At 69.3% G+C, this 19,289-nt stretch carries 20 protein-coding genes and 1 riboswitch; of the genes, 16 read left to right on the forward strand and 4 right to left on the reverse strand.

Annotated elements, in window-relative coordinates:
- Positions 1-99: 99 nt before the first annotated feature.
- The 12 genes from ASF45_RS11285 (at position 100) to ASF45_RS11340 (ending at position 11,153) form a co-directional block, all read left to right on the forward strand.
- The gene (locus tag ASF45_RS11285) at positions 100-747 is read left to right on the forward strand and encodes a TetR/AcrR family transcriptional regulator (RefSeq protein WP_056661627.1); all 648 of its coding nucleotides are present in this window, start codon (positions 100-102) and stop codon (positions 745-747) included.
- A gap of 92 nt (positions 748-839) precedes the next feature.
- Positions 840-1,808: a tripartite tricarboxylate transporter substrate binding protein gene (locus ASF45_RS11290; protein ID WP_056661630.1), complete on the forward strand. Its 969-nt coding sequence runs from the start codon at positions 840-842 to the stop codon at positions 1,806-1,808.
- 49 nt (positions 1,809-1,857) lie between these two features.
- Complete coding sequence (locus ASF45_RS11295) at positions 1,858-3,021, forward strand: Gfo/Idh/MocA family protein (protein ID WP_056661633.1); 1,164 nt, start codon at positions 1,858-1,860, stop codon at positions 3,019-3,021.
- Between the two features lie 4 nt (positions 3,022-3,025).
- Positions 3,026-4,207 carry a dihydrodipicolinate synthase family protein gene (locus ASF45_RS11300; RefSeq protein WP_056661636.1) on the forward strand — a complete coding sequence of 394 codons (1,182 nt, stop codon included), beginning with the start codon at positions 3,026-3,028 and terminating at the stop codon, positions 4,205-4,207.
- A 45-nt stretch (positions 4,208-4,252) separates the two neighbouring features.
- On the forward strand, positions 4,253-5,215 hold the full coding sequence (locus tag ASF45_RS11305) for a tripartite tricarboxylate transporter substrate binding protein (RefSeq protein ID WP_056661639.1): 963 nt from the start codon (positions 4,253-4,255) through the stop codon (positions 5,213-5,215).
- Positions 5,193-5,894: an SDR family NAD(P)-dependent oxidoreductase gene (locus tag ASF45_RS11310; protein WP_056661642.1), complete on the forward strand. Its 702-nt coding sequence runs from the start codon at positions 5,193-5,195 to the stop codon at positions 5,892-5,894. The genes ASF45_RS11305 and ASF45_RS11310 overlap by 23 nt, the downstream gene beginning before the upstream one ends.
- On the forward strand, positions 5,891-6,772 hold the full coding sequence (locus tag ASF45_RS11315; protein ID WP_056661645.1) for an NAD(P)-dependent oxidoreductase: 882 nt from the start codon (positions 5,891-5,893) through the stop codon (positions 6,770-6,772). The genes ASF45_RS11310 and ASF45_RS11315 overlap by 4 nt, the downstream gene beginning before the upstream one ends.
- A 195-nt stretch (positions 6,773-6,967) precedes the next feature.
- The gene (locus ASF45_RS11320; RefSeq protein ID WP_056661649.1) at positions 6,968-7,843 is read left to right on the forward strand and encodes a sugar phosphate isomerase/epimerase; all 876 of its coding nucleotides are present in this window, start codon (positions 6,968-6,970) and stop codon (positions 7,841-7,843) included.
- An 8-nt stretch (positions 7,844-7,851) separates the two neighbouring features.
- Complete coding sequence (locus ASF45_RS11325; RefSeq protein ID WP_056661654.1) at positions 7,852-8,769, forward strand: DMT family transporter; 918 nt, start codon at positions 7,852-7,854, stop codon at positions 8,767-8,769.
- 59 nt (positions 8,770-8,828) lie between these two features.
- Entirely contained in the window at positions 8,829-9,242 is a 414-nt protein-coding gene (locus ASF45_RS11330; protein WP_056661657.1) for a hypothetical protein, read from the forward strand.
- A 12-nt stretch (positions 9,243-9,254) separates the two neighbouring features.
- Positions 9,255-10,340 carry a PHB depolymerase family esterase gene (locus tag ASF45_RS11335; RefSeq protein WP_056661660.1) on the forward strand — a complete coding sequence of 362 codons (1,086 nt, stop codon included), beginning with the start codon at positions 9,255-9,257 and terminating at the stop codon, positions 10,338-10,340.
- A gap of 63 nt (positions 10,341-10,403) precedes the next feature.
- A riboswitch (FMN riboswitch) is annotated at positions 10,404-10,558 on the forward strand.
- Between the two features lie 91 nt (positions 10,559-10,649).
- Entirely contained in the window at positions 10,650-11,153 is a 504-nt protein-coding gene (locus ASF45_RS11340) for a 6,7-dimethyl-8-ribityllumazine synthase (protein WP_056661663.1), read from the forward strand.
- Here ASF45_RS11340 and ASF45_RS11345 read toward each other — a convergent pair.
- Together ASF45_RS11345 and ASF45_RS11350 are read right to left on the reverse strand one after the other, a co-directional pair.
- Positions 11,150-11,899, reverse strand: a complete 750-nt coding sequence (locus ASF45_RS11345; protein WP_156472965.1) for a sulfite exporter TauE/SafE family protein — start codon at positions 11,897-11,899, stop codon at positions 11,150-11,152. The two genes, ASF45_RS11340 and ASF45_RS11345, sit on opposite strands and share 4 nt — an antisense overlap.
- Positions 11,900-13,138 carry an MFS transporter gene (locus ASF45_RS11350; RefSeq protein WP_056661665.1) on the reverse strand — a complete coding sequence of 413 codons (1,239 nt, stop codon included), beginning with the start codon at positions 13,136-13,138 and terminating at the stop codon, positions 11,900-11,902.
- A gap of 71 nt (positions 13,139-13,209) precedes the next feature.
- On the opposite strand from ASF45_RS11350, the gene ASF45_RS36385 reads away from it, so the two are divergent.
- From ASF45_RS36385 to ASF45_RS11360, 3 genes are all read left to right on the forward strand, one after another.
- Positions 13,210-13,416, forward strand: coding sequence for a hypothetical protein (locus tag ASF45_RS36385; protein ID WP_235580879.1), 207 nt, complete (start codon positions 13,210-13,212; stop codon positions 13,414-13,416).
- Positions 13,417-13,428: 12 nt separating this feature from the next.
- Positions 13,429-14,028 (forward strand): AraC family transcriptional regulator, encoded by a 600-nt coding sequence (locus ASF45_RS11355; protein ID WP_235580880.1) that lies wholly within the window; start codon positions 13,429-13,431, stop codon positions 14,026-14,028.
- A 117-nt stretch (positions 14,029-14,145) separates the two neighbouring features.
- Positions 14,146-15,039: an amino acid ABC transporter substrate-binding protein gene (locus ASF45_RS11360; protein WP_056661678.1), complete on the forward strand. Its 894-nt coding sequence runs from the start codon at positions 14,146-14,148 to the stop codon at positions 15,037-15,039.
- Here the strand turns inward: ASF45_RS11360 and ASF45_RS11365 are convergent, their stop codons facing one another.
- Positions 15,040-15,939 carry a LysR family transcriptional regulator gene (locus ASF45_RS11365; protein WP_056661934.1) on the reverse strand — a complete coding sequence of 300 codons (900 nt, stop codon included), beginning with the start codon at positions 15,937-15,939 and terminating at the stop codon, positions 15,040-15,042. It abuts the gene before it with no gap.
- Positions 15,940-16,051: 112 nt separating this feature from the next.
- On the opposite strand from ASF45_RS11365, the gene ASF45_RS11370 reads away from it, so the two are divergent.
- Positions 16,052-17,353: an aminotransferase class V-fold PLP-dependent enzyme gene (locus tag ASF45_RS11370; RefSeq protein WP_056661679.1), complete on the forward strand. Its 1,302-nt coding sequence runs from the start codon at positions 16,052-16,054 to the stop codon at positions 17,351-17,353.
- Here ASF45_RS11370 and ASF45_RS11375 read toward each other — a convergent pair whose 3' ends face one another.
- Entirely contained in the window at positions 17,354-19,288 is a 1,935-nt protein-coding gene (locus ASF45_RS11375; RefSeq protein ID WP_056661681.1) for an alpha/beta hydrolase domain-containing protein, read from the reverse strand.
- Between the last annotated feature and the right edge of the window lies 1 nt (position 19,289).

The following is a 19,289-nucleotide window of genomic DNA, read 5'->3' on the forward strand; positions in this document are numbered from 1 at the left end:
GAATTCCTGTGGGAAGCTGCGTTGCGAAAGACGGCGGCCATTATGGGCCGGGGCCTGCACGGGCTTGCTTTAATTCACCAATCAGTTAATTATCCGGACATGAGCGCCACCCCCACACCCCTCGAGCCGCGCACCCGCGATGCCGACCGCTCGCAGCTGATCATCCTGGACGCCGCCCGGGAGGAGTTCGCGCGCCACGGCCTCGCCGGCGCCCGCGTGGACCGCATCGCCGAGCGCGCCGGCATCAACAAGCGCCTGATCTACTACTACTTCGAGAGCAAGGACGGCCTGTTTCTGGCCGTGCTGGAGCAAACCTATCTGGACATCCGCGAGGCCGAGAAGCAGTTGCACCTGGACGAGTTGCCGCCGGCTCAGGCGATCCGCCGGCTCACCGAATTCACCTGGGACTACTACCTCGCCCACCCCGAATTCCTGACCCTGCTCAACAGCGAAAACCTGCACCGCGGCACGCACCTGGCGCAGTCGGCCCGGGTGCGCGAAATGAACTCGCCGCTGATCGACACATTGGCCGAAATCCTGGAGCGCGGCCGCGCCGAAGGCCTGTTCCGCGGCGGCATCGACCCGCTGCAGCTGTACGTCTCCATCGCCGGCATGGCGTACTTCTACCTGTCCAACCAGCACACGCTGCGCGCCGTGTTCGGCCGCGACCTCATGACGCCCAAGGCCCAGCACGAACGCCTGTCCCACATGTGCGAAGTCGTCCTAGGGTATGTACTTAGAAGCTGACGAGGGGCGCGCGTTGACGCCGGCAACTCCGGATTCCTAGAATGGCACAATTCACCGATTGGTGAAAACAAGCTAACACCCGGAGACCCAACATGACCTCGACCCGCCTGGCCGCCCTGCTCGCCGCCGCCCTGCTGCCCGCATTCGCCGCCGCCCAGGGCAACTACCCGAACAAGCCGATCCGCGTGGTCGTGCCCTTCGGCGCCGGCAGCACCACGGACATCATCGCGCGCGCCATCACCGACAAGATGGGCCAGAGCATGGGACAGACGCTGGTGGTGGACAACCGCGGCGGCGCCAGCGGCACGATCGGCCAGCAGGCCGTGGCCACGGCCGCGCCGGACGGCTACACCATCATGATCCATTCGTCCTCGCACACGGTCAGCCCGTCCACCTTCGCCAAGCTGCCGTTCGACACCGTCGCCGACTTCGCCGGCGTCACACCGATCACCACCACGCCCAACGTGCTCGTGATTTCGCCGGCCAAGGGCATCAAGACCGTGCAGGACCTCGTGGCCAAGGCCAAGGCCGAACCCGGCAAGATGAACTTCGCCTCCGCCGGCCAGGGCAGCGCCACCCACCTGAATGCCGAGAAGTTCAAGATGGCGGCGCACATCGACGCCACCAACATCCCGTTCAAGGGCTCGGCCGAGGCCGTGACCGAAGTGCTGGCCGGCCGCGTGGACTACTACTTCTCGCCGATCGCACCCGTGATCGGCCAGATCAAGGACGGCCAGTTGCTGGCCCTGGCGGTGGGCTCGCCCAAGCGCGCCAGCGCCCTGCCCGACGTGCCGACCACGGCCGAAGGCGGCGTGCCCGGTTCGGAGTTCAACTTCTGGATCGGCATGATGGTCCCGGCCAAGACGCCACGCGAGATCATCAACCGCCTGCACGACGAAGTGCTCAAGGCGCTGGCCAGCCCCGAGGTCAAGGAGCGCTTCGCCAAGCTCGGCGCCGACGCCTGGACCACCAAGCCCGAAGAGTTCGACGCCTACATCAAGACCGAGATCCAGGCCAACGCCAAGCTGGTCAAGGCGGCCGGCCTGTCGCCGTCCAACTGACCGCCCCTCCCGTTTCCGTTCCCCTCTCCACGTTCGCAGGAAGTTCGCTATGCCTACCCAACGCCTTGGTCTGATCATGCACGGTGTCACCGGCCGCATGGGCATGAACCAGCACTTGATCCGCTCCATCGTCGCCATCCGCCACCAGGGCGGCGTGACGCTCTCCAACGGCGACAAGGTGATGCCCGACCCGATCCTGATCGGCCGCAACGCCGAGAAGATCGAGGCGCTGGCCAAGGCCCACGGCATCGCGCGCTGGGGCACCAACCTGGAAGCGGCCCTCGCCAACAAGGACGACACGGTGTTCTTCGACGCCGGCACCACGCAGATGCGCCCGACGCTGCTGGCCCAGGCGCTGCGCGCCGGCAAGCACGTCTACTGCGAAAAGCCCATCGCCACCACGCTGGCCGAGGCCATGGAGATCTCCAAGACCGCCAGCAAGTCGGGCCTCAAGCACGGCGCCGTGCAGGACAAGCTGTTCCTGCCCGGCCTCCGCAAGCTGGACATGCTGCGCCGCGCGGGCTTCTTCGGCAAGATGCTGTCGGTGCGCCTGGAGTTCGGCTATTGGGTGTTCGAGGGCGACCTGCAACCCATCCAGCGCCCGAGCTGGAACTACCGCTCCGAGGACGGCGGCGGCATGATCCTGGACATGATGTGCCACTGGCGCTATGTGCTGGACAACCTGTTCGGCAAAGTGCAGTCGGTCTCCTGCCTGGCCGCCACGCACATCCCAAAGCGCTGGGACGAAGCCGGCAAGGAATACACGGCGACCGCCGACGACGCGGCCTATGCCACCTGCGAACTGCAGGGCCACGGTGGCGAGAGCGTGATCGCACAGCTCAACATGAGCTGGGCCACGCGCGTGCGCCGCGACGACCTCGTGACCTTCCACGTCGACGGCACGCACGGATCGGCCGTGGCCGGCCTGTCGGACTGCCGCGCCCAGAGCCGCGTGAACACCCCGCGCCCGGTCTGGAACCCGGACGTCAAGCAGACCATGAACTTCTTCGACCAATGGCAGGAAGTGCCCGATTCCATGGTCTACGACAACGGCTTCAAGATCCAGTGGGAGCACTTCATCCGCCACGTGGTCGAAGACGCGCCCTACGCCTGGACCCTGCCCGAAGGCGCCAAGGGCGTGCAGCTGGTCGAGGCCGCGCTGCAGTCGCACAAGGAACGCCGCTGGGTCGACGTGCCCGAGCTGAAGGTCTGACGCCATGGCCCTGTCCATCAAGCTCCCCACGCCGCAAGGCCTGGCCGACTACACCCTGCGCGGCCAGCCGCTGGCCCGCCCGCCGGCCGGCCTGAAGTTCAACCGCATCGCCTACTCGGCCGCCCACGTGGTCGCCGACCCGCTGGCCGCGGTCGACCCCTGGCTCACGGCCGCCGTGGACTGGGACGCCACCATCGCCTACCGCCAGCACCTGTGGACGCTGGGCCTGGGCGTGGCCGAGGCCATGGACACGGCCCAGCGCGGCATGGGCCTGGACTGGCCCACCTCGCTGGAGCTGATCCGCCGTTCGCTGGACGCCGCCAAGGACCACCCGGGCGCCTTCGTGGCCTCGGGCTGCGGTACCGACCACCTGGACATCGACAGCGTCAAGACCGTGGACGACGTGATCCGCGGCTACGAGGAGCAGATGGCCGCGATCGAGAAGCTCGGCGGCAAGCTCATCGTCATGGCCAGCCGCGCGCTGGCCCGCGTGGCCAAGAGCCCGGCCGACTACGAGCGCGTGTACGGCCGCATCCTGTCGCAGGCGAAGCAGCCGGTGGTGCTGCACTGGCTGGGCCCGATGTTCGACCCGGCGCTGGCCGGCTACTGGGGCAACGACAACGCCGATGCCGCCATGGACACGGCCCTGGCCGTGATCGCCGCCAGCCCGACCAAGGTCGACGGCATCAAGATCTCGCTGCTCGACAAGGACAAGGAAATCGCGATGCGCCGGCGCCTGCCCGCCGGCGTGCGCATGTACACGGGCGATGACTTCAACTATGCCGAACTCATCGCAGGCGACGGCTGGGGCGAGCATCCCCTGCACGGCCAGAGCGATGCGCTACTGGGCATCTTCGACGCCATCGCGCCGGCCGCCAGCGCCGCGCTGGGCAAGCTGGCCGAAGGCAAGCTCGAAGACTTCCACGCCATCCTGGGCCCGACCGTTCCGCTGTCGCGCCACATCTTCGCGGCGCCCACGCGCTTCTACAAGACGGGCGTGGTGTTCATGGCCTGGCTCAACGGCCACCAGAAGCACTTCACGATGGTCGGCGGGCAGCAGAGCACGCGCTCGCTGCAGCACCTGGCCGAGCTGTTCCGCCTGGCCGACGCGGCCAACGTGCTCGAGAAGCCCGAACTGGCTGTGCAGCGCATGCGCGCGCTGCTGGCCGTCCACGGCATCGATTGAGCACCCCGGGGCCTCTGCGGGCCCCGCCACCATCAGGAGACAAGCATGCACGTCGTTTCTCGCCGGGCCGTGGCGGCCCTCGCCCTCGCGCTGCCGTTCACGGCTGCGCTGGCCAATGACTATCCCAACAAGCCCGTGCGGGTGATCATCCCGTTCCCGCCGGGCGGCACGCTGGACACCGTGGGCCGCCTGCTCGCGCAAAAGCTCAGCGAGCAGACCGGCCAGAACTTCATCGTCGACAACCGGCCGGGCGGCAACGCCACCATCGGCGCGGGCGCGGTCGCCAAGTCGCCGGCCGACGGCTACACGTTGCTGTTCAACGCCTCGACCTTCACCACCTCCACGCACTTCCTGAAGTCACCGCCCTACGATCCGGCCACCGACTTCACGCCGATCGCGCTGGTGGCCAAGGCGCCGCTGTCGGTCTCGGTCAACAAGGACCTGCCCATCACCGACGTGAAGTCGCTGATCGCGCATGCCAAGGCCAACCCCGGCAAGCTCAGCTTCGCGGTCGGCTCCATCGCTTCGGCCGGGCATTTCTCGACCGAACTCATCAAGAGCAGCGCCGGCCTGAACCTGCAGATCGTGCCCTACAAGGGCTCGGCCCCCGCCTACCAGGACCTCGTGGGTGGGCAGATCGCCGGCTTCGTCGACCCGGTGCTGGGCGCGACCTCGTTCTACAAGAGCGGCATGCTCAAGATCATCGCCGTGACGTCCAAGACGCGGCTGCCCACGCTGCCCGAGGTGCCCACCGTCGGCGAGACCATCCCCGGCTACGAGTTCTACAGCTGGTACGGCCTGTGGGGCCCGGCCAAGCTGCCGGCCGAGGTCACGGCCAAGCTCAATGCCGAGGTCAACAAGGCGCTGGCCGGCGAGATGAAGGAACGGCTGACCAGCCAGGGCATCCTGCTCGGCGGCGGCAGCCCCGACGAGTTCGCGCGCTTCCAGAAGGACGACACGGCGCGCGCGTTCAAGACGATCGCCGATGCCAACATCCGCCCCGAGTGAGTCCCGTGCCGTCGTGACCGGCAGCAGTGCCGGCATCGGCGCTGCGATCGCCCACACCCTGCTCGCGCAGGGTTGGGCCGTGACGGGCATGGACCGCGCACCAGCGTCCATCGCCCACGCGGGCTACCAACACGTGCAGGTGGACCTGGCAGACGGCGCCGCCACCGAAACCGCGGCCCACGCCGCCGAGGGCGCTGAGGCCTTCGTGCACGCGGCCGGCGTGCTGCGCGTGGCACCGCTGGGCCGCCTGCAGCCCGAGGACGGGGCCCTCATGTGGCAACTGCATGTGGACGCGCTGAGCCGCATCGCCAACATCCTGCTGCCCGCGATGGCGCGCGCAGGCCGCGGCCGCGTGGTGCTGGTCGGCAGCCGCGTCGCCAGCGGCGTGGCCGGCCGCAGCCAGTACGCCGCCACCAAGGCCGCGATGATTGCGCTGGCGCGCAGCTGGGCGGCCGAGGTCGTGGCACAGGGCGTCACGGTCAACGTGGTCTCGCCGGCCGCCACGCGCACCGGCATGCTGGCCGACCCGGCACGCCAGACCGAGAAACCCAGGTTGCCGCCCATGGGCCGGCTCATCGAGCCCGAGGAGATTGCCGCACTGGTGGGCTTCCTGCTGTCGCCGGCGGCGGCGCCCATCACGGGCCAGGACATCCGCGTCTGCGGCGGCGCCTCGCTATGACCGCCCCCGTCTCACCCGTCGGACTGATCGGCCTGGGCCTCGTGGGCCAGGCCATCGCGCAGCGCCTGCGTGAAGCCGGCATCGCCACGCTGGGCTACGACATCCGCGCCGAGGCGCGTGCAGCCTTCGACGGTGAAGCGGCCGACAGCGTGCGCTTGCTCGGCGAGCGCTGCAACACCGTGGTGCTGGCCGTGTTCGACACCGGCGGCGTGGTCGACAGCGTGGAAGGCGCGCAAGGCCTGCTGTCGGCCACAGCGCCGCGCACGCAGCTGCTCATCGACTGCTCCACGGGCGACCCCGACCAGCTGCAAGCCCTTTCGGCCCGGCTCGCCGCACGCGGCCTGGGCTTCGTCGAGGCCCCGCTGTCCGGCTCCAGCGAACAGATCGCCGCAGGGCAGGCCACGATGCTCGTGGGCACCGACGCCGCCACCCTGTCCCGCGCCGCGCCGCTGCTGGACCGCATCGCCGCCACGCGCGTGCACGTGGGCGGTGCCGGCATGGGCGCGCGCGCCAAGCTGGCCACCAACCTCGTGCTGGGCCTGAACCGCGCCGTGCTGGCCGAAGGCATGGTCTTCGCTGAGCGCCTGGGCATCGCACCCGCCGCCTTCCTCGAACTGGTGCTGGCCACGCCCGCGCGCTCCGGTGCCGCCGAAGCCAAGGGCCGCATGATGGTCGAGGAGCGCTTCGAACCCCAATCCCGCATCCGCCAGCATCTCAAGGACGTGAACCTCATGCTGGCCGCCGCGGCCGACCAGGGCCAGGCCCTGCCCCTGTCCCAGACCCACGCGGCGCTCATGCGCGCGGCCATCGCGGCCGGCGACGGCGACCTCGACAACGCCGCCATCGTGCGCCAGCTGCGCCGCGAGCGCACGAAATGAACCCACCCCGTTTGGCTGGCTCACTGCGTGTAGCCAACCCATCCCCCTCCAGGGGCGCCGCCAGCGGCCGGGCGAAGCCCGTTCCGCGGCGTCTGCTGGCATGGCCTGCTCCGCGGCCTCTAGAGCCGCGTCTTGCAACCGTGTTGCGTGCCCATTCTGCCGGCGCGCTGTACTAGAACGATTGAGGTCAACACCATGCGCGATTTCTCTTCCAGCCACGAATGGCTGTCCATGAACACCGCCACCGTGCGCAAGCAGTGGCAGCTGCCGCAGATCATCGACGAGTGCGCACGCCGCGGCATCCGCGCGATCAGCCCCTGGCGCGACCAGGTGGCCGCGGCCGGCCTGGAGGCCACGCGCAGGCAGTTGAAGGAGCACGGCATGCAACTGTCGGGCTACTGCCGGGGCGGCTTCTATCCGGCCGCCGACGCCGCCGGCCTGGCCGCCGCGCTCGACGACAACCGCCGCGCCATCGACGAGGCCAAGACGCTGGACGCGGCCTGCCTCGTGCTCGTGGTCGGTGCGCTGCCAGGTGCGCTGACCGGCAAGCCGGCCTACACCGACATCGGCCGCGCGCGCAACGAGGTGCGCGACGGCATCGCCGCCTCGCTGGAATACGCCCGCGAAGTCGGCATGCCGCTGGCCATCGAGCCGCTGCACCCCATGCAGGCGGCCGAGCGCGCCTGCATCAACACGCTGGAACACGCGCTGGACCTGTGCGATGCGCTCGACCCCGGCCAGACCGGCATGCTGGGCGTGGCCATGGACGTCTACCACTGCTGGTGGGACCCGAAGCTGCAGCAGCAGATCGCACGCGCCGGCGATGCCAAGCACACGCGCCTGTTGGCCTACCACGTCTGCGACTGGCTCACGCCCACGCGCGACCTGCTCAACGACCGCGGCATGATGGGCGACGGCGTGGTCGAGCTCAAGAAGATCCGCGGCTGGGTCGAGCAGGCCGGCTTCGCCGGCTTCGCCGAGATCGAGATCTTCTCGGAACTGGACTGGTGGCAGCGCCCCGGTGCCGAGGTGCTGGACACCTGCATCGAACGCCACAAGACCGCGGTATAAACCCGGCCGTGCATTCGCCCCCCACCAACGCAGCCGCCAACCGACGCGGCATCTGGATGATGGTGGGGGCCATGGCGGGCTTCGTCGTCAACGACGCCATCGTCAAGCATGTGGGCGAGGCCATGCCCTCGGCACAGCTGATCTTTTTGCGCGGCGTGCTGGCCTCGTTGCTGGTGCTGGGCATGGCCTTGGCGCTGGGAGCCCGCAGGCAACTGCAGCACGCGTTGCACCCGCGCGTGGCGGCGCGTGCGGCGGTGGACGCGTGCGCCACGGTGATGTACCTGCTCTCGCTGTTCCATCTGCCGCTCGGCAATGCGACCGCCATCAACCTCGCGGCGCCGCTGTTCCTGGTGGTGTTCGCGGTCTGGTTCCTGAAGGAGCGCCCCGGCGCCGCGCGCTGGCTGGCCGTGGCCGTGGGTTTCGCCGGCGTGCTGTGCGTGGTGCAGCCCAGCAGCGATGGCTTCAATGCCTGGACCCTGCTGTGCCTGGCCGGCACGCTGTTCCACGCCACGCGCGACCTGCTCACACGCCGCATCGACCCGGCCATTCCCTCCATCGTCGTCACGCTGTCCACGGCGGTGGCGGTCACGCTGCTGTCGGGCGCCATGTCGCTGGCCCAGGGCTGGCAGCCCTTCACGCCGGTGCAGCTGGCCTGGCTGGCGGCCGCATCGTTGTTCCTCGTGGCCGGCTACTTCCTGATCATCCAGTGCATGCGCCAGGGCGAGGTGTCCCTGACAGCGCCGTTCCGCTACGCGGCCTTGCTGTTCGCCGTGGTGCTGGGCTACCTGGTCTGGGGCGATGTGCCCAATGCCTGGGCCTGGTGCGGCATCGCGCTGCTGGTGGGCTCGGGCCTGTACGTGGTGCACGACCAGCGCGGCCGCACGGCACGGGCGCAGCGTTTGGCGCTCGAAGCGCAGACGGATTAGCGCACTGCCTCTTGAAAACATCCATCCACCATCCATATGGATGGCATGAGGATGTTTTCATGACCAATACCCAGTCCATTGCGCGCATCAGCGAGTCAGAGAAGCTGACCATCAACCTCGGCTACGTCGATCTGGGCCAGATCGACCTGCTGGTGGCCGAAGGCTTCTACGCCAACCGCAGCGATTTCATCCGCACCGCCATCCGCAACCACCTGGCGACGCACGGCGACGCGCTGCGCCAGGTGGTGGCGCGCAAGATGCTGGTGCTTGGACTACAGCAGTTCTCGGTGGCCGACCTCACGCGGGTCCGCGCAGCCGGCGAGAAACTGCAGATCAGGGTGCTGGGTTTGGCCAGCATCGCGCCCGATGTGCCAGCAGAACTTGCGGCGGAGACCATCGAATCCATCACCGTCCTGGGCGCGCTGCATGCGAGCCCCGCTGTTCGCGCCGCCCTGGCCGGACGCATCACCTGAGAACCCCACACCATGAAGAACCCCTTCACCGACCTGTTCGGCGACGCCACGCGGCTGACCCAGGGGGGCCAGCTGCAAGCGGCCACCGAATTGATCCAGCGGACCCTGCGCGACGCCGGACTTGCCGGCGCACTCCCCCAGCAAGCGCGGCAGGACGACAGCACGGTCATCGATGCCGAAAGCCGCGTCGTCTCCGAGGACACACTGCCGCCCGCCGCCGCCCGCAAGGCGCCCTCGTCCACCGACGACCAATGGCTGAGCGGCAGCTTCGCGCACCGTGGCCGCACCCTGGCCTACAGGCTTTACGTGCCGCCTACACCCGCCGGTGCGGCGCCCACACCGCGCCCGCTGCTGCTCATGCTGCACGGCTGCACGCAGGATGCGCAGGACTTTGCCACCGGCACGCGCATGAACGAGTTGGCGCGCACCGCCGGTGTGCTGGTGCTCTACCCCGAGCAGACCCAAAACGCCAACGCGCAGCGGTGCTGGAACTGGTTCAAGGCCCAGCACCAGCGGCGCGACCAGGGTGAACCTGAGCTGCTGGCCGCACTGACGCGCCAGATCGCGACAGAACACGCAGTGGACGCAGCCCGCATCTATGTGGCCGGCCTGTCGGCCGGCGGCGCCATGGCCGACATCCTGGGGCGCAGCCACCCGGATCTGTTCGCAGCCGTTGGGGTGCATTCGGGCTTGCCACAGGGCGTTGCAGCCGACCTGCCCGCTGCGCTGGCGGCCATGCGCAACGGGCCATCGGGCACGGCCACAGCCAACGCCGGCAGCGGCCCTGTCATCGTCTTCCACGGGGATGCCGACACCACCGTGCACCCGGCCAATGGCGCGGCCATCGCCGAGGGGGCGCGCCAGCAGCGCCACGGTGCCCGGCCCGAGACCACCAAGGGCCGCGCGCCCAACGGCCAGTCGTTCAGCCACACCGTCCACCGCGCGCCAGACGGCCGCAGCATGGTGGAACACTGGGTGCTGCACGGCATGGGCCACGCCTGGTCGGGCGGTAGCGCCCAAGGCAGCTACACCGCGCCGGGCGGCGTGGATGCCAGCGCCGAGATGCTGCGCTTCCTGCTGTCGCACAGGCGTCCTTAGCCGCCAAAGGGTCGCCGCACGCGGCCTAGAATCCACCCGTGCCGGCCTTCACGGGTCGGCGCAAAGCGTTCTCAGGGCGGGGTGCAATTCCCCACCGGCGGTGATGGCGGGGCAACCCGCACAAGCCCGCGAGCGCCTTGCACGTCACCGTGCGAGGGTCAGCAGATCCGGTGCCAATCCGGAGCCGACGGTCACAGTCCGGATGAAAGAGAGCGCGATCGCGGTATCCCGCGCGCGTCCGCCATGGATGCGCGCAGGCCATGCGCTCGTGCGCCCTGATTCAGGCCAACCTTGCTCCAAGGAAACACCATGAGTCAGCTCAACGACCTTCCTCTCTCCTCCCACAGCGGCAGCGACCAGCGCCGCTTCGCCTTCGTCGAGGCGCAGTGGCATGCCGACATCGTGCACCAGGCACGCAACGCCTTCCTCGCCGAGATGGAACGCCAGGGCGTACCGCGCGAGCGCATCGACGTGCTCGACGTGCCCGGCGCATTCGAGATCCCCTTGCATGCCAAGCGCCTGGCCCAGTCGGGCCGCTACGCCGCCGTGGTCTGCTGCGCGCTCGTCGTCGACGGCGGCATCTACCGCCATGAGTTCGTCGCCAACACCGTGGTCAGCCGCCTGATGGACCTGCAGCTGGAGACCATGGTGCCCATGATCTCGGCCGTGCTGACGCCGCACCACTTCCATGAGCACGTCGAGCATCGCAAGTACTTCCACCAGCACTTCGCCGTGAAAGGCACGGAGGCGGCGCAGGCCTGCGTGCAGACCATCGCCGGGCTTCAACGCCTGGACGCGCTGCTGGCCGCCTAACGGCGCAGCAGCTCGGGCAACGCCGACGCCAGGATCGCCACGCCCGAAGCCGTCAGCAGCCCCAGCACGAGGCGGCGGAACGCCGCCTCGGACAGCCCCTGGTACAACCGCGCGCCCAGCAGCACGGGCACCAGCACGGCTGCGGCCACGATGGCCAGCAGTGGCAGCATGGCGGCCGTCAGGTGGCCGCCCAGCACATGCAGGGCCAGCGCCACGCTGAGCATGGCCAGGTTGAAGTTCTGGATGACGGCGCGCTGCGCGTCGCGCGGGTAGCCGCGCAGCGTGCACCACAGCGTGGGCACGGTGCCCGACAGCCCGCCGATGCCGCCCATCACACCGCCGATGAGGCCGGCCACGCCGTCACCGAGGCGGCCGCCGCGGATGCGCGGCAGCCGTGCCGACAGCAGCATGGACGGGCACCAGACCACCAGCAACAGACCCAGCGCGGCCTTGAACACCACCACGTCCAACCGCGGCAGCAGCCACAGGCCCAGCGGCACGCCGCACAGTCCACCGACCAGGAACGGCCAGAGCAAGGCCTTGTCGGGCATGCGGCGCTGCGTGAAGGCGGCGATCACCTGCCCCGTCCAGCCGCCGAAGATCGCCAGCGAAGCGCCCAGCAGCGGGTCCAGCGTCCAGGCCCAGACCGACAGCGAGACCATGCTGAACGCAAAGCCCGACAGGCCCTGCACGAAACCGGCCAGGGCCGCGCCGACAGCAACCCAGACGATGAGCGCCAGCGACACTCAGGCGGGCGCCAGGGCCGTGCGCCGCACGCGGCCCACGTTGAACGCGCTGGCGATCAACACGGCTTGCACGATGGCCAGGCCGAAGAACACGGCCGCATACTGGCCCTTGTCCATCAGCGGGCCGAACACCAGCGGTGCCAGCGCCTGGCCGATGTCCAGGCCCGAGTAGACGACACCGTAGACGCGTCCGCTCGCGTTGGCCGGCGTGGCGCGCTTGACGATCATGTCGCGCGAGGGCCCGGCAATGCCCGCCCCCAGGCCCATCAGGCCGAACATCACGGGCACCATCCAGGCGGGCGGGTGCATGAGCCCCAGCGCCAGCGCCACGCAGGCCGCGAAGCCGAAGCCCAGCGCCACCAGCTTCTCGCAGCGCGTGGGATCTGCCACCAGGAAGCCCCCTGCCACCATGGCCAGCGCGCTGCAGACCATGTAGACCGTCAGGCACAGCGCCGCCTGGGCCACGGGCACGGCGTGCAACTCGCGCGCCGCACCGGGCGCGAACACCTGCACGATGCCCAGCGCCACCGCGTAGAAAAAGAAGAAGCCGAAGCACATCCAGACCGCCGGGATGCGCAGGAAGCCGAAGCTGCTGTCGGCCGTGGCGGCACCAGGCCTGGCTGGCGCCGCTGCGGGCAGCGCCAGCTTCTCGCGGTTCAGCAGCAGCAGCGCCAGCACCGCGAACGCGAACACGCCGGCGCAGACCAGGGCCGTGCGCCACGAGGTGGCGATCGTGATCGGCACCAGCATGGCCGGCGCCACGGCCCAGCCCAGGCTGCCCGTGATGCCGTGCACGCTGTAGCCATGGCCCAACCGCGCCGCGCTGACCTTGCGGTTCAAGAGCGTGTAGTCGACCGGGTGGAACACGCCGTTGCCGATGCCGGCCACGACCGAGAACAGCGCCAGCATCCAGTAGTGCGTGCTGGCGGCGTAGCCGAACGCTGCCAGACCCAGCAGCGCCAGCCCGCCGAACAGCACGGGCCGCGGGCCGAAGCGGTCGACCACGAAGCCCGAGGCCGCCTGCACCGCGCAGGAGGTGACGAAGAACAGCGTCATCAGGAAGCCGAGTTCGGCATAGCCCACGCCGAAGTCGTCCTTGAGCCAGGGGAACAGCGGCGCCAGCAGCAGCTGGCTGAAATGGCTGACCAGGTGGGCGATGCCGACCAGGCCGATCACGTGGGCGTCTTGTCTCAGGCTCGCCGTGCCCGCCGGCAGGGAGGCCGCTGTTGTCGTCGTCATGGCGTCGGATGCTACGCCTGCAGAATCGCGACGAAAGGACAGGATTCATCGAATACCGGACAATCTGCCCCATGGCCCAGCGACACCCCCGCCTCGAACCGGTGGGCGACACCCACCCCTTCACGCCCGATGCGGCGCGCCCGGTGCGCGTGCGTGCGCGCAGCATGCCGGCCGACACCCATTTCGAGCCGCACCGCCATCCCTGGGCCCAGTTGGCCTTCTGCGCCACCGGCACGCTGCGCGTGCGCGCGTTGCCCGAGGGTGAGCGCCGCGATTAGCTGACCTACATCGTGCCGCCCTCGCGCGCGGTCTGGATCGCGCCGGGTCAGCTGCACTGCATCGACGTGCTGGAGGCGGCCGAATTCCGCACGCTGTACCTGCACGCCGGCCTCACACCCGCCGGCTGGAGCGGCAGCCGCATGATCGTGGCCTCGCCGTTGCTGCGCGAATGCGTGCAGGGGCTGGACGCGCAGCCGCTGCGGCCGGCGCGCGAGGCCCTGCTGATGCAGCTCGTGCACGACGAGATCACGCATGCCGACCCGCAGGCCCTGGCCGTGCCCATGCCGCATGCGCAGCTTGGCGACAAGCGCCTGCGCGCCCTGTGCGAGGCTGTGGTGCGGGCCCCCGCGGCGCGCACCACCTTGGCCGAATGGGCCGCCGACGTGGGCGCCAGCGAGCGCACCATCGCGCGGCTGTTCCAGGGGGAACTCGGCACCAGTTACCAGCAGTGGCGCCAGCAGGCGGCGCTGGCCCATGCGCTGCCGCTGCTGGCCCAGGGCGCTTCGGTCGCGCAGGTGGCGGCCGCCACGGGCTATGCCAGCGACAGCGCGTTTTCCGCCATGTTCAAGGCGGCCATGGGCCAGCCGCCAAGCAGCTTCCAGGGCCGCTGAAGCGTCGATTCATCGCTTTTCCGACCGGAAATCGATGAAGTTAAATCGCTTTTGGATCAGCCGGCTTGCTTCCAGAATCGCGGCCTTGCCCACCCCAACCCCTCGCGAGGCCCCGACATGCAGCACCTTCTCTCCCTGACGATCGCCATGGCCGCCGCCCTCGCCTGCGGCCACGCGGCAGCGCAGTCCGACACGCTGGCCAAGATCAAGTCCAGCGGCACCATCACCATCGGCGCACGCGACAGCCAGATCCCGTTCTCGTACAAGCCCACCGGCAGTGGCGACCCGACCGGCTTCACCAACGACATCTGCCTGAAGATCGTCGACGCGGTCAAGGCCCAGCTCGCGCTGCCCAAGCTCGAGGTGCGCTACATGATCCTGACCTCGACCAACCGCATCCCGCTCCTGACCAATGGCTCGGTCGACCTGGACTGCGCCACCACCACCAACACCGTGCAGCGCCAGCAGCAGGTCGCCTTTGCGCCCAGCCACTTCGTGACCAGCATCACCGCGGCCGTCAAGAAGAATTCGGGCATCAACAGCTTCGCCGACCTGAACGGCAAGACCGTCTCCACCGTGGCCGGCAGCACCGGCGTGCAACTGCTGCGCAGCTACAAGCGCTCGGGCAACATCGAGGTGCAGGACCTCGCCGCCAAGGACACGGCAGATGGCTTCCTGATGATGGCCTCGGGCCGCACGGCAGCCTACATCCTGGACGACGTGCAACTGGCCGGCCTGATCGCCACCGCGCCCAACCCCGAGGAGTTCAAGATCCTCACGCAGGAATCGCTGCGCCAGGAGCCCTACGGCATCATGGTCCGCAAGGACGACCCGGCCTTCAAGGCGCTGGTCGACAAGACCGTGACCGAGATCATGGCCTCGGGCGCGATCAACGAGATCTACGCCAAGTGGTTCCTGCGGCCGATCCCGCCGACCAATGCCAACCTGAACTTCCCGATGACCGACGCGGTCAAGGAGATCTACAAGAACCCCAACAGCAACGGCGTCTGATCAGTCGCCCTGGAACATGCGCGAGAAGTCGCAGCTTTCCTGGGCCAGCATGACGACCGAAGCCAGCAGCGAACTGCGGTGCTCGCCCTTGTACATGGCCACGTAGGGCACGGACGGCAGGGCCGGCGTGACGTCGAGCACCGCCAGCAGGCCGCTCTGCACCATGGGCGCCACGGCCTCGCGCGGCAGGTAGCTCACGCCCAGGCCCGAGACCGTCAGGCCGATCAGCGCCACCAGGTTGTGGATGACGATGGGCTTGGCCGGCTGCACGCCCAGGTTCTTCATCCAGCTGTCGTAGAGCAGGCCCGTGCCCGAGCGCGCGCCCTGCAGCAGCAACTGGTGCTGCGCCAGCTCGTGCAGCCGGATGCGACGGCCGGCCTCGACCAGGCCGGGCTTGCACATCCAGGCGCTCTCGACCGCGCCGACCCGCTTGCTCGGGATGCGCGTGTCGGCGAAGGCATCGGGCACGACCACCAGGTCGAGCTCGTCGGCCAGCACCTTCTCGCGCAGGTTGACGCTGCTGTCCACGTCGGGCTCCAGCGTGACCTGCGGGTAGTGCACCTGGATCAGCTCGACCCAGCGCGGCAGCCAGGTCATGGCGGTGAGTTCGGTCACGCCCATGCGCACCCGGCGCGCGACGACCTCGGCGCGGCCGAACTGCTCGATGGCCGCGTTGCGCTGGTCCAGCAGGCCCTTGGCCAGCAGGAACATCTCCTCGCCCTTGTCGGTGAGCCGGGCCGAGCGCTGGCTGCGGTCGAACAGCGCGGTGTCGAAGGCCTGCTCGAGCTCGTGCACGCGCTTGGACACCGCCGATTGCGAGGTGTGCAGCTTCTGTGCGGCGAGCGCGAAGCTGCCGAGTTCGCCGATCCAGTACAGCGCCTCGAGTTGCTTGAAGGTCATCATGGTGCGGCTTCGATCAAACACTTTTCCTCTTGAAATCCTATCCAAAAATATCGCTTTTGGAGAAGCGGTTCAACCCGCAGAATCCGGCGATCGCTCCAGGAACCTCCCCATGACAGCACCCCAAGGCGAACTCTTCTCCGACGCGCTGCAGGCGCAAATCAAGGCCCGCTTCCTGCACGTGGACCACGACATCACGGGCCGCGAACGGCTGTTCTTCGACAACGCGGGTGGCTCGTTCCGCCTGAAGGCCGCGGTCGACCAATTCGCGCGCATCGACGCCGTGCCCGACAACCCCGAGCGCATCCACGAGACCGCGGTGTTCCTGCAGCAGGTGCAGGCCAAAGGCACGCAGGATCTGCGCACCGTGCTCAACGCCGAGGGCGGCAGCGTCTACGCGGCGCTGACGGCCTCGGGCGCCATGTTCGACATGGTGCGCGCCATCGCCGAGAACGTAGCGGGCAGCAACATGGTGACCACCGTGCTGGAGCACCCCTCCTCGTTCGACGCCATGCAGCTGTACGCCCAGCGCACGGGCCGCGAACTGCGCGTGGCACCGTCCAACCCGGTCACGGGCGGTGTCGACGTGGACGCCATCTGCGCCCTGGTCGATGCCGACACCGCGCTGCTCAGCGTGATCTACGCCTCCAACATCTCGGGCGCCAAGCTCGACATTGCCGAGATCGTGCGGCGCGCGCGCGCGATCAAGCCGGACCTGTACATCGTGGTCGACGCCGTGCAGCACGCGCCGCACGGGCTCATCGACCTTTCGATGACGCCCGTGGACGGCATCAACATCGCGCCCTACAAGTTCTTCGGCTGCCGCGGCTCGGGCCTGGCCTGGCTGTCGGACCGCGCGGCCCTGCTGCCGCACCACAAGCTCGCGGCCAAGAAGCCCGACTTCTGGGACCTGGGCAGCGCCGCGCCCTGGCAGTTCGCGGTGATGAGCGAGATCGTCGACTACGTCGCCTGGCTGGGCGGGCAGTCTGGCGCGGCCGGCGATCGGCGCGCGCTGTTCGCGCGTGGCATCGAGAAGATCGAACTGCACGAGCGCGCGCTGCTGGCGCGGCTGTTGGACGGCAGCGCTGCGGCGCCCGGCCTGCGCCACCAGCGCGGCGTGCAGGTGTTCCTGGACTACGAGGACCTCAGCAAGCGCGACCTGATCCTGGCCATCGGCATCGACGGCCTGGAGTACGCCCAGGCCGTGCGCGAATACGAGCAGCGCGGCGTGGTGGTCTACGAGCGCGTGGCGACCAGCCTGTACTCCAGGCGCATGTTGGAGTCGTTCGGACTGGCGGGCGCCGTGCGCGTGTCGCCGCTGCACTGCCATGGAACGGCGGACGTGGACCGCTTTCTGCGCGTCACGCAGGAGATCGCGCAGGAGATCCGTCAGGCCGTGGGCGGCCCGGGCTGATCACGGCGCGGCGAAGGCCGCGGCCGCTTCCACACGCGCACGTTCGACCACCAGCGCGCGGTCGCCTTCGAGCATGAAGCCCTGGCGGACCAGGCGGCTGACGGCGGCGTCCACCTGCTCCACGTAGCTCTTGTCCCCCTCGGGATAACGCACAACCAGCGGCGTGCGGCTGTCGCCCGGCGTGGCCTGGCGCGGCAGCGCGGCGTAGCCTCCGTAGACGTTGCACAGGTCGCCCGCGCCATAGCCCTGCGCGCGCGGGTTCCAGCCCGTGAAGGTGGCCAGCGGCGCCTGCACGAAGGGCAGGCGCACGCCGCCCAGGTCGTTGCCATCGGCATCGGTGGCGGGCACATAGGCCGGATAGGTTTTGCCGCGCACGGGAGGCTGGACCGTGGTGTCCATCACCTGCAGCTGGTTGTAGGCCGGCTGCGTCACGCTGCCCGCGATGCGCGGCGGCTGCAGCTGCTCCAGCTTCACCAGGGTCTTGTCGGCCAGCGAAGGGAAGCGGCTGGCCGGCGGCGCCTTGCCGGTGGCGACCCAGTCCTCCAGCGCCACATACAGCGCGCGCAGCACCGGCGAAGGATTCAAGGGGTTGCTCGGCCGCGCGCAGACCGGCACGGCCTCGGGCGCTGCGTCCCAGCGGTTGAAGTGCGGCGCGCCTGCCACGAAGTACAGGCGCACGTCGGGCGGCATCGCCACGGGCTTGCCGTCCGGCGTGGTGCTGAGCAGGTAGGCGCGCGCCTGGTAGAACTCGGTGGACGAGTCCACATGCACGATGCGCGGGCAGGTGGCCGTGGCGCGGCAGGCCGACAGCAGGCTGCCGCTGTTGCCGCTCACGGGGTCTCGCGTCTGCGCGTAGGTGAACGGGAACTGGTCGCCCGGGAAGTCGTGGTCCTCGTGCTGGCGCGAGTAGCGGCTGGGCTGCGCGAAGCGGTAGTTCACGTACGTCTTGCGCGAGCCCGCGATGTGCGGCATGGCGCCGTCGAACACGCGGCGCCCGCCCTCGTCGGCATTGAAGCCTTCATAGATGAAGTCGCGCACGAAGCGGCCCGACTGCGAGATGCCCAGGCCCAGCGTGTGCTGGATGGCCGACAGCGGGCTGGCCAGCGCATGGCCTGGGTTGCCGCGCAGGAAAGACACCAGGTCGCGCGTGGCCGCGAAGGCCAGGCCGGCCGGCACGGCGCCCTGCGCGGGGTAGACGAATTCGTAGATGGCGCCGGCATCCATGTCGGCCGGCCGCGTGATCTCGATGCGGTTGGGCGCCGTGTAGCGCAAGGCACCCTGCAGCACGCGCGGGGTGTCCGCATCGCGAGCGCGCACGGTCAGCACGGCGCGCGCCGGGTCCAGGTCGCTGGCGGGATAGGTCAGCTCGCCCACACCGGTGGCGCCCGGCTTGTCGAAGATGAACTGCTCGCGGGTGGTGCCGCGCACGCTGTCGATCACCGGCAGCTGCATGTGGATCAAGGCCCCGCCGATGTCGCTCTGCCAGCCGCTCCAGACGACTGTGGTGCCGCGCTGCATCAGAAAGCCATCGCCGGCCTCGGCCGCCTTGCTCGGAATGTTGCTGACCGCACCAAGGTTGAGCATGACCATGGCATGGCTGCGCCCGCGGTTGGGCACCTCGTACAGCAGCGTGGCCGAGCGCTTGGCCGGATCGGCGGCGCGCAGCACCGTCACCTGGGTCGAGAACTCCACCAAGCCGGCCGCGTTCACGGGCGCGCGGCCGATGTCCACGATGTGCGCCAGCTGCGGCGACTTCGGATCGACGGCGAAGGAGGCCACCGCGTCGATGCGCTCGTAGGCGCCGGCGGTGCCGAAGACGCGGCCCTCGAAGGCCGGCTTGACCGACACCGTCTTGAAATCGACGACGCGCGCATGGGCAAGGCCGCAGGCGGCAGACAGGGCACAGAGCAGGACCGGGAGTCGGAAAAGTGTCATG

The organism is Pseudorhodoferax sp. Leaf265 (assembly GCF_001422365.1).
Taxonomy (GTDB): Bacteria; Pseudomonadota; Gammaproteobacteria; order Burkholderiales; family Burkholderiaceae_C; genus Pseudorhodoferax.

Coding starts and splice junctions, on each gene's coding strand:
- ASF45_RS11370 (WP_056661679.1), top strand. CDS start 16,052: ATGACAGCACCCCAAGGCGAACTCTTCTCCGACGCGCTGCAGGCGCAA.
- ASF45_RS11285 (WP_056661627.1), top strand. CDS start 100: ATGAGCGCCACCCCCACACCCCTCGAGCCGCGCACCCGCGATGCCGAC.
- ASF45_RS11335 (WP_056661660.1), top strand. CDS start 9,255: ATGAAGAACCCCTTCACCGACCTGTTCGGCGACGCCACGCGGCTGACC.
- ASF45_RS11305 (WP_056661639.1), top strand. CDS start 4,253: ATGCACGTCGTTTCTCGCCGGGCCGTGGCGGCCCTCGCCCTCGCGCTG.
- ASF45_RS11315 (WP_056661645.1), top strand. CDS start 5,891: ATGACCGCCCCCGTCTCACCCGTCGGACTGATCGGCCTGGGCCTCGTG.
- ASF45_RS11300 (WP_056661636.1), top strand. CDS start 3,026: ATGGCCCTGTCCATCAAGCTCCCCACGCCGCAAGGCCTGGCCGACTAC.
- ASF45_RS11295 (WP_056661633.1), top strand. CDS start 1,858: ATGCCTACCCAACGCCTTGGTCTGATCATGCACGGTGTCACCGGCCGC.
- ASF45_RS11290 (WP_056661630.1), top strand. CDS start 840: ATGACCTCGACCCGCCTGGCCGCCCTGCTCGCCGCCGCCCTGCTGCCC.
- ASF45_RS11360 (WP_056661678.1), top strand. CDS start 14,146: ATGCAGCACCTTCTCTCCCTGACGATCGCCATGGCCGCCGCCCTCGCC.
- ASF45_RS11365 (WP_056661934.1), bottom strand. CDS start 15,939: ATGACCTTCAAGCAACTCGAGGCGCTGTACTGGATCGGCGAACTCGGC.
- ASF45_RS11320 (WP_056661649.1), top strand. CDS start 6,968: ATGCGCGATTTCTCTTCCAGCCACGAATGGCTGTCCATGAACACCGCC.
- ASF45_RS36385 (WP_235580879.1), top strand. CDS start 13,210: ATGGCCCAGCGACACCCCCGCCTCGAACCGGTGGGCGACACCCACCCC.
- ASF45_RS11375 (WP_056661681.1), bottom strand. CDS start 19,288: ATGACACTTTTCCGACTCCCGGTCCTGCTCTGTGCCCTGTCTGCCGCC.
- ASF45_RS11340 (WP_056661663.1), top strand. CDS start 10,650: ATGAGTCAGCTCAACGACCTTCCTCTCTCCTCCCACAGCGGCAGCGAC.
- ASF45_RS11330 (WP_056661657.1), top strand. CDS start 8,829: ATGACCAATACCCAGTCCATTGCGCGCATCAGCGAGTCAGAGAAGCTG.
- ASF45_RS11310 (WP_056661642.1), top strand. CDS start 5,193: ATGCCAACATCCGCCCCGAGTGAGTCCCGTGCCGTCGTGACCGGCAGC.
- ASF45_RS11350 (WP_056661665.1), bottom strand. CDS start 13,138: ATGACGACGACAACAGCGGCCTCCCTGCCGGCGGGCACGGCGAGCCTG.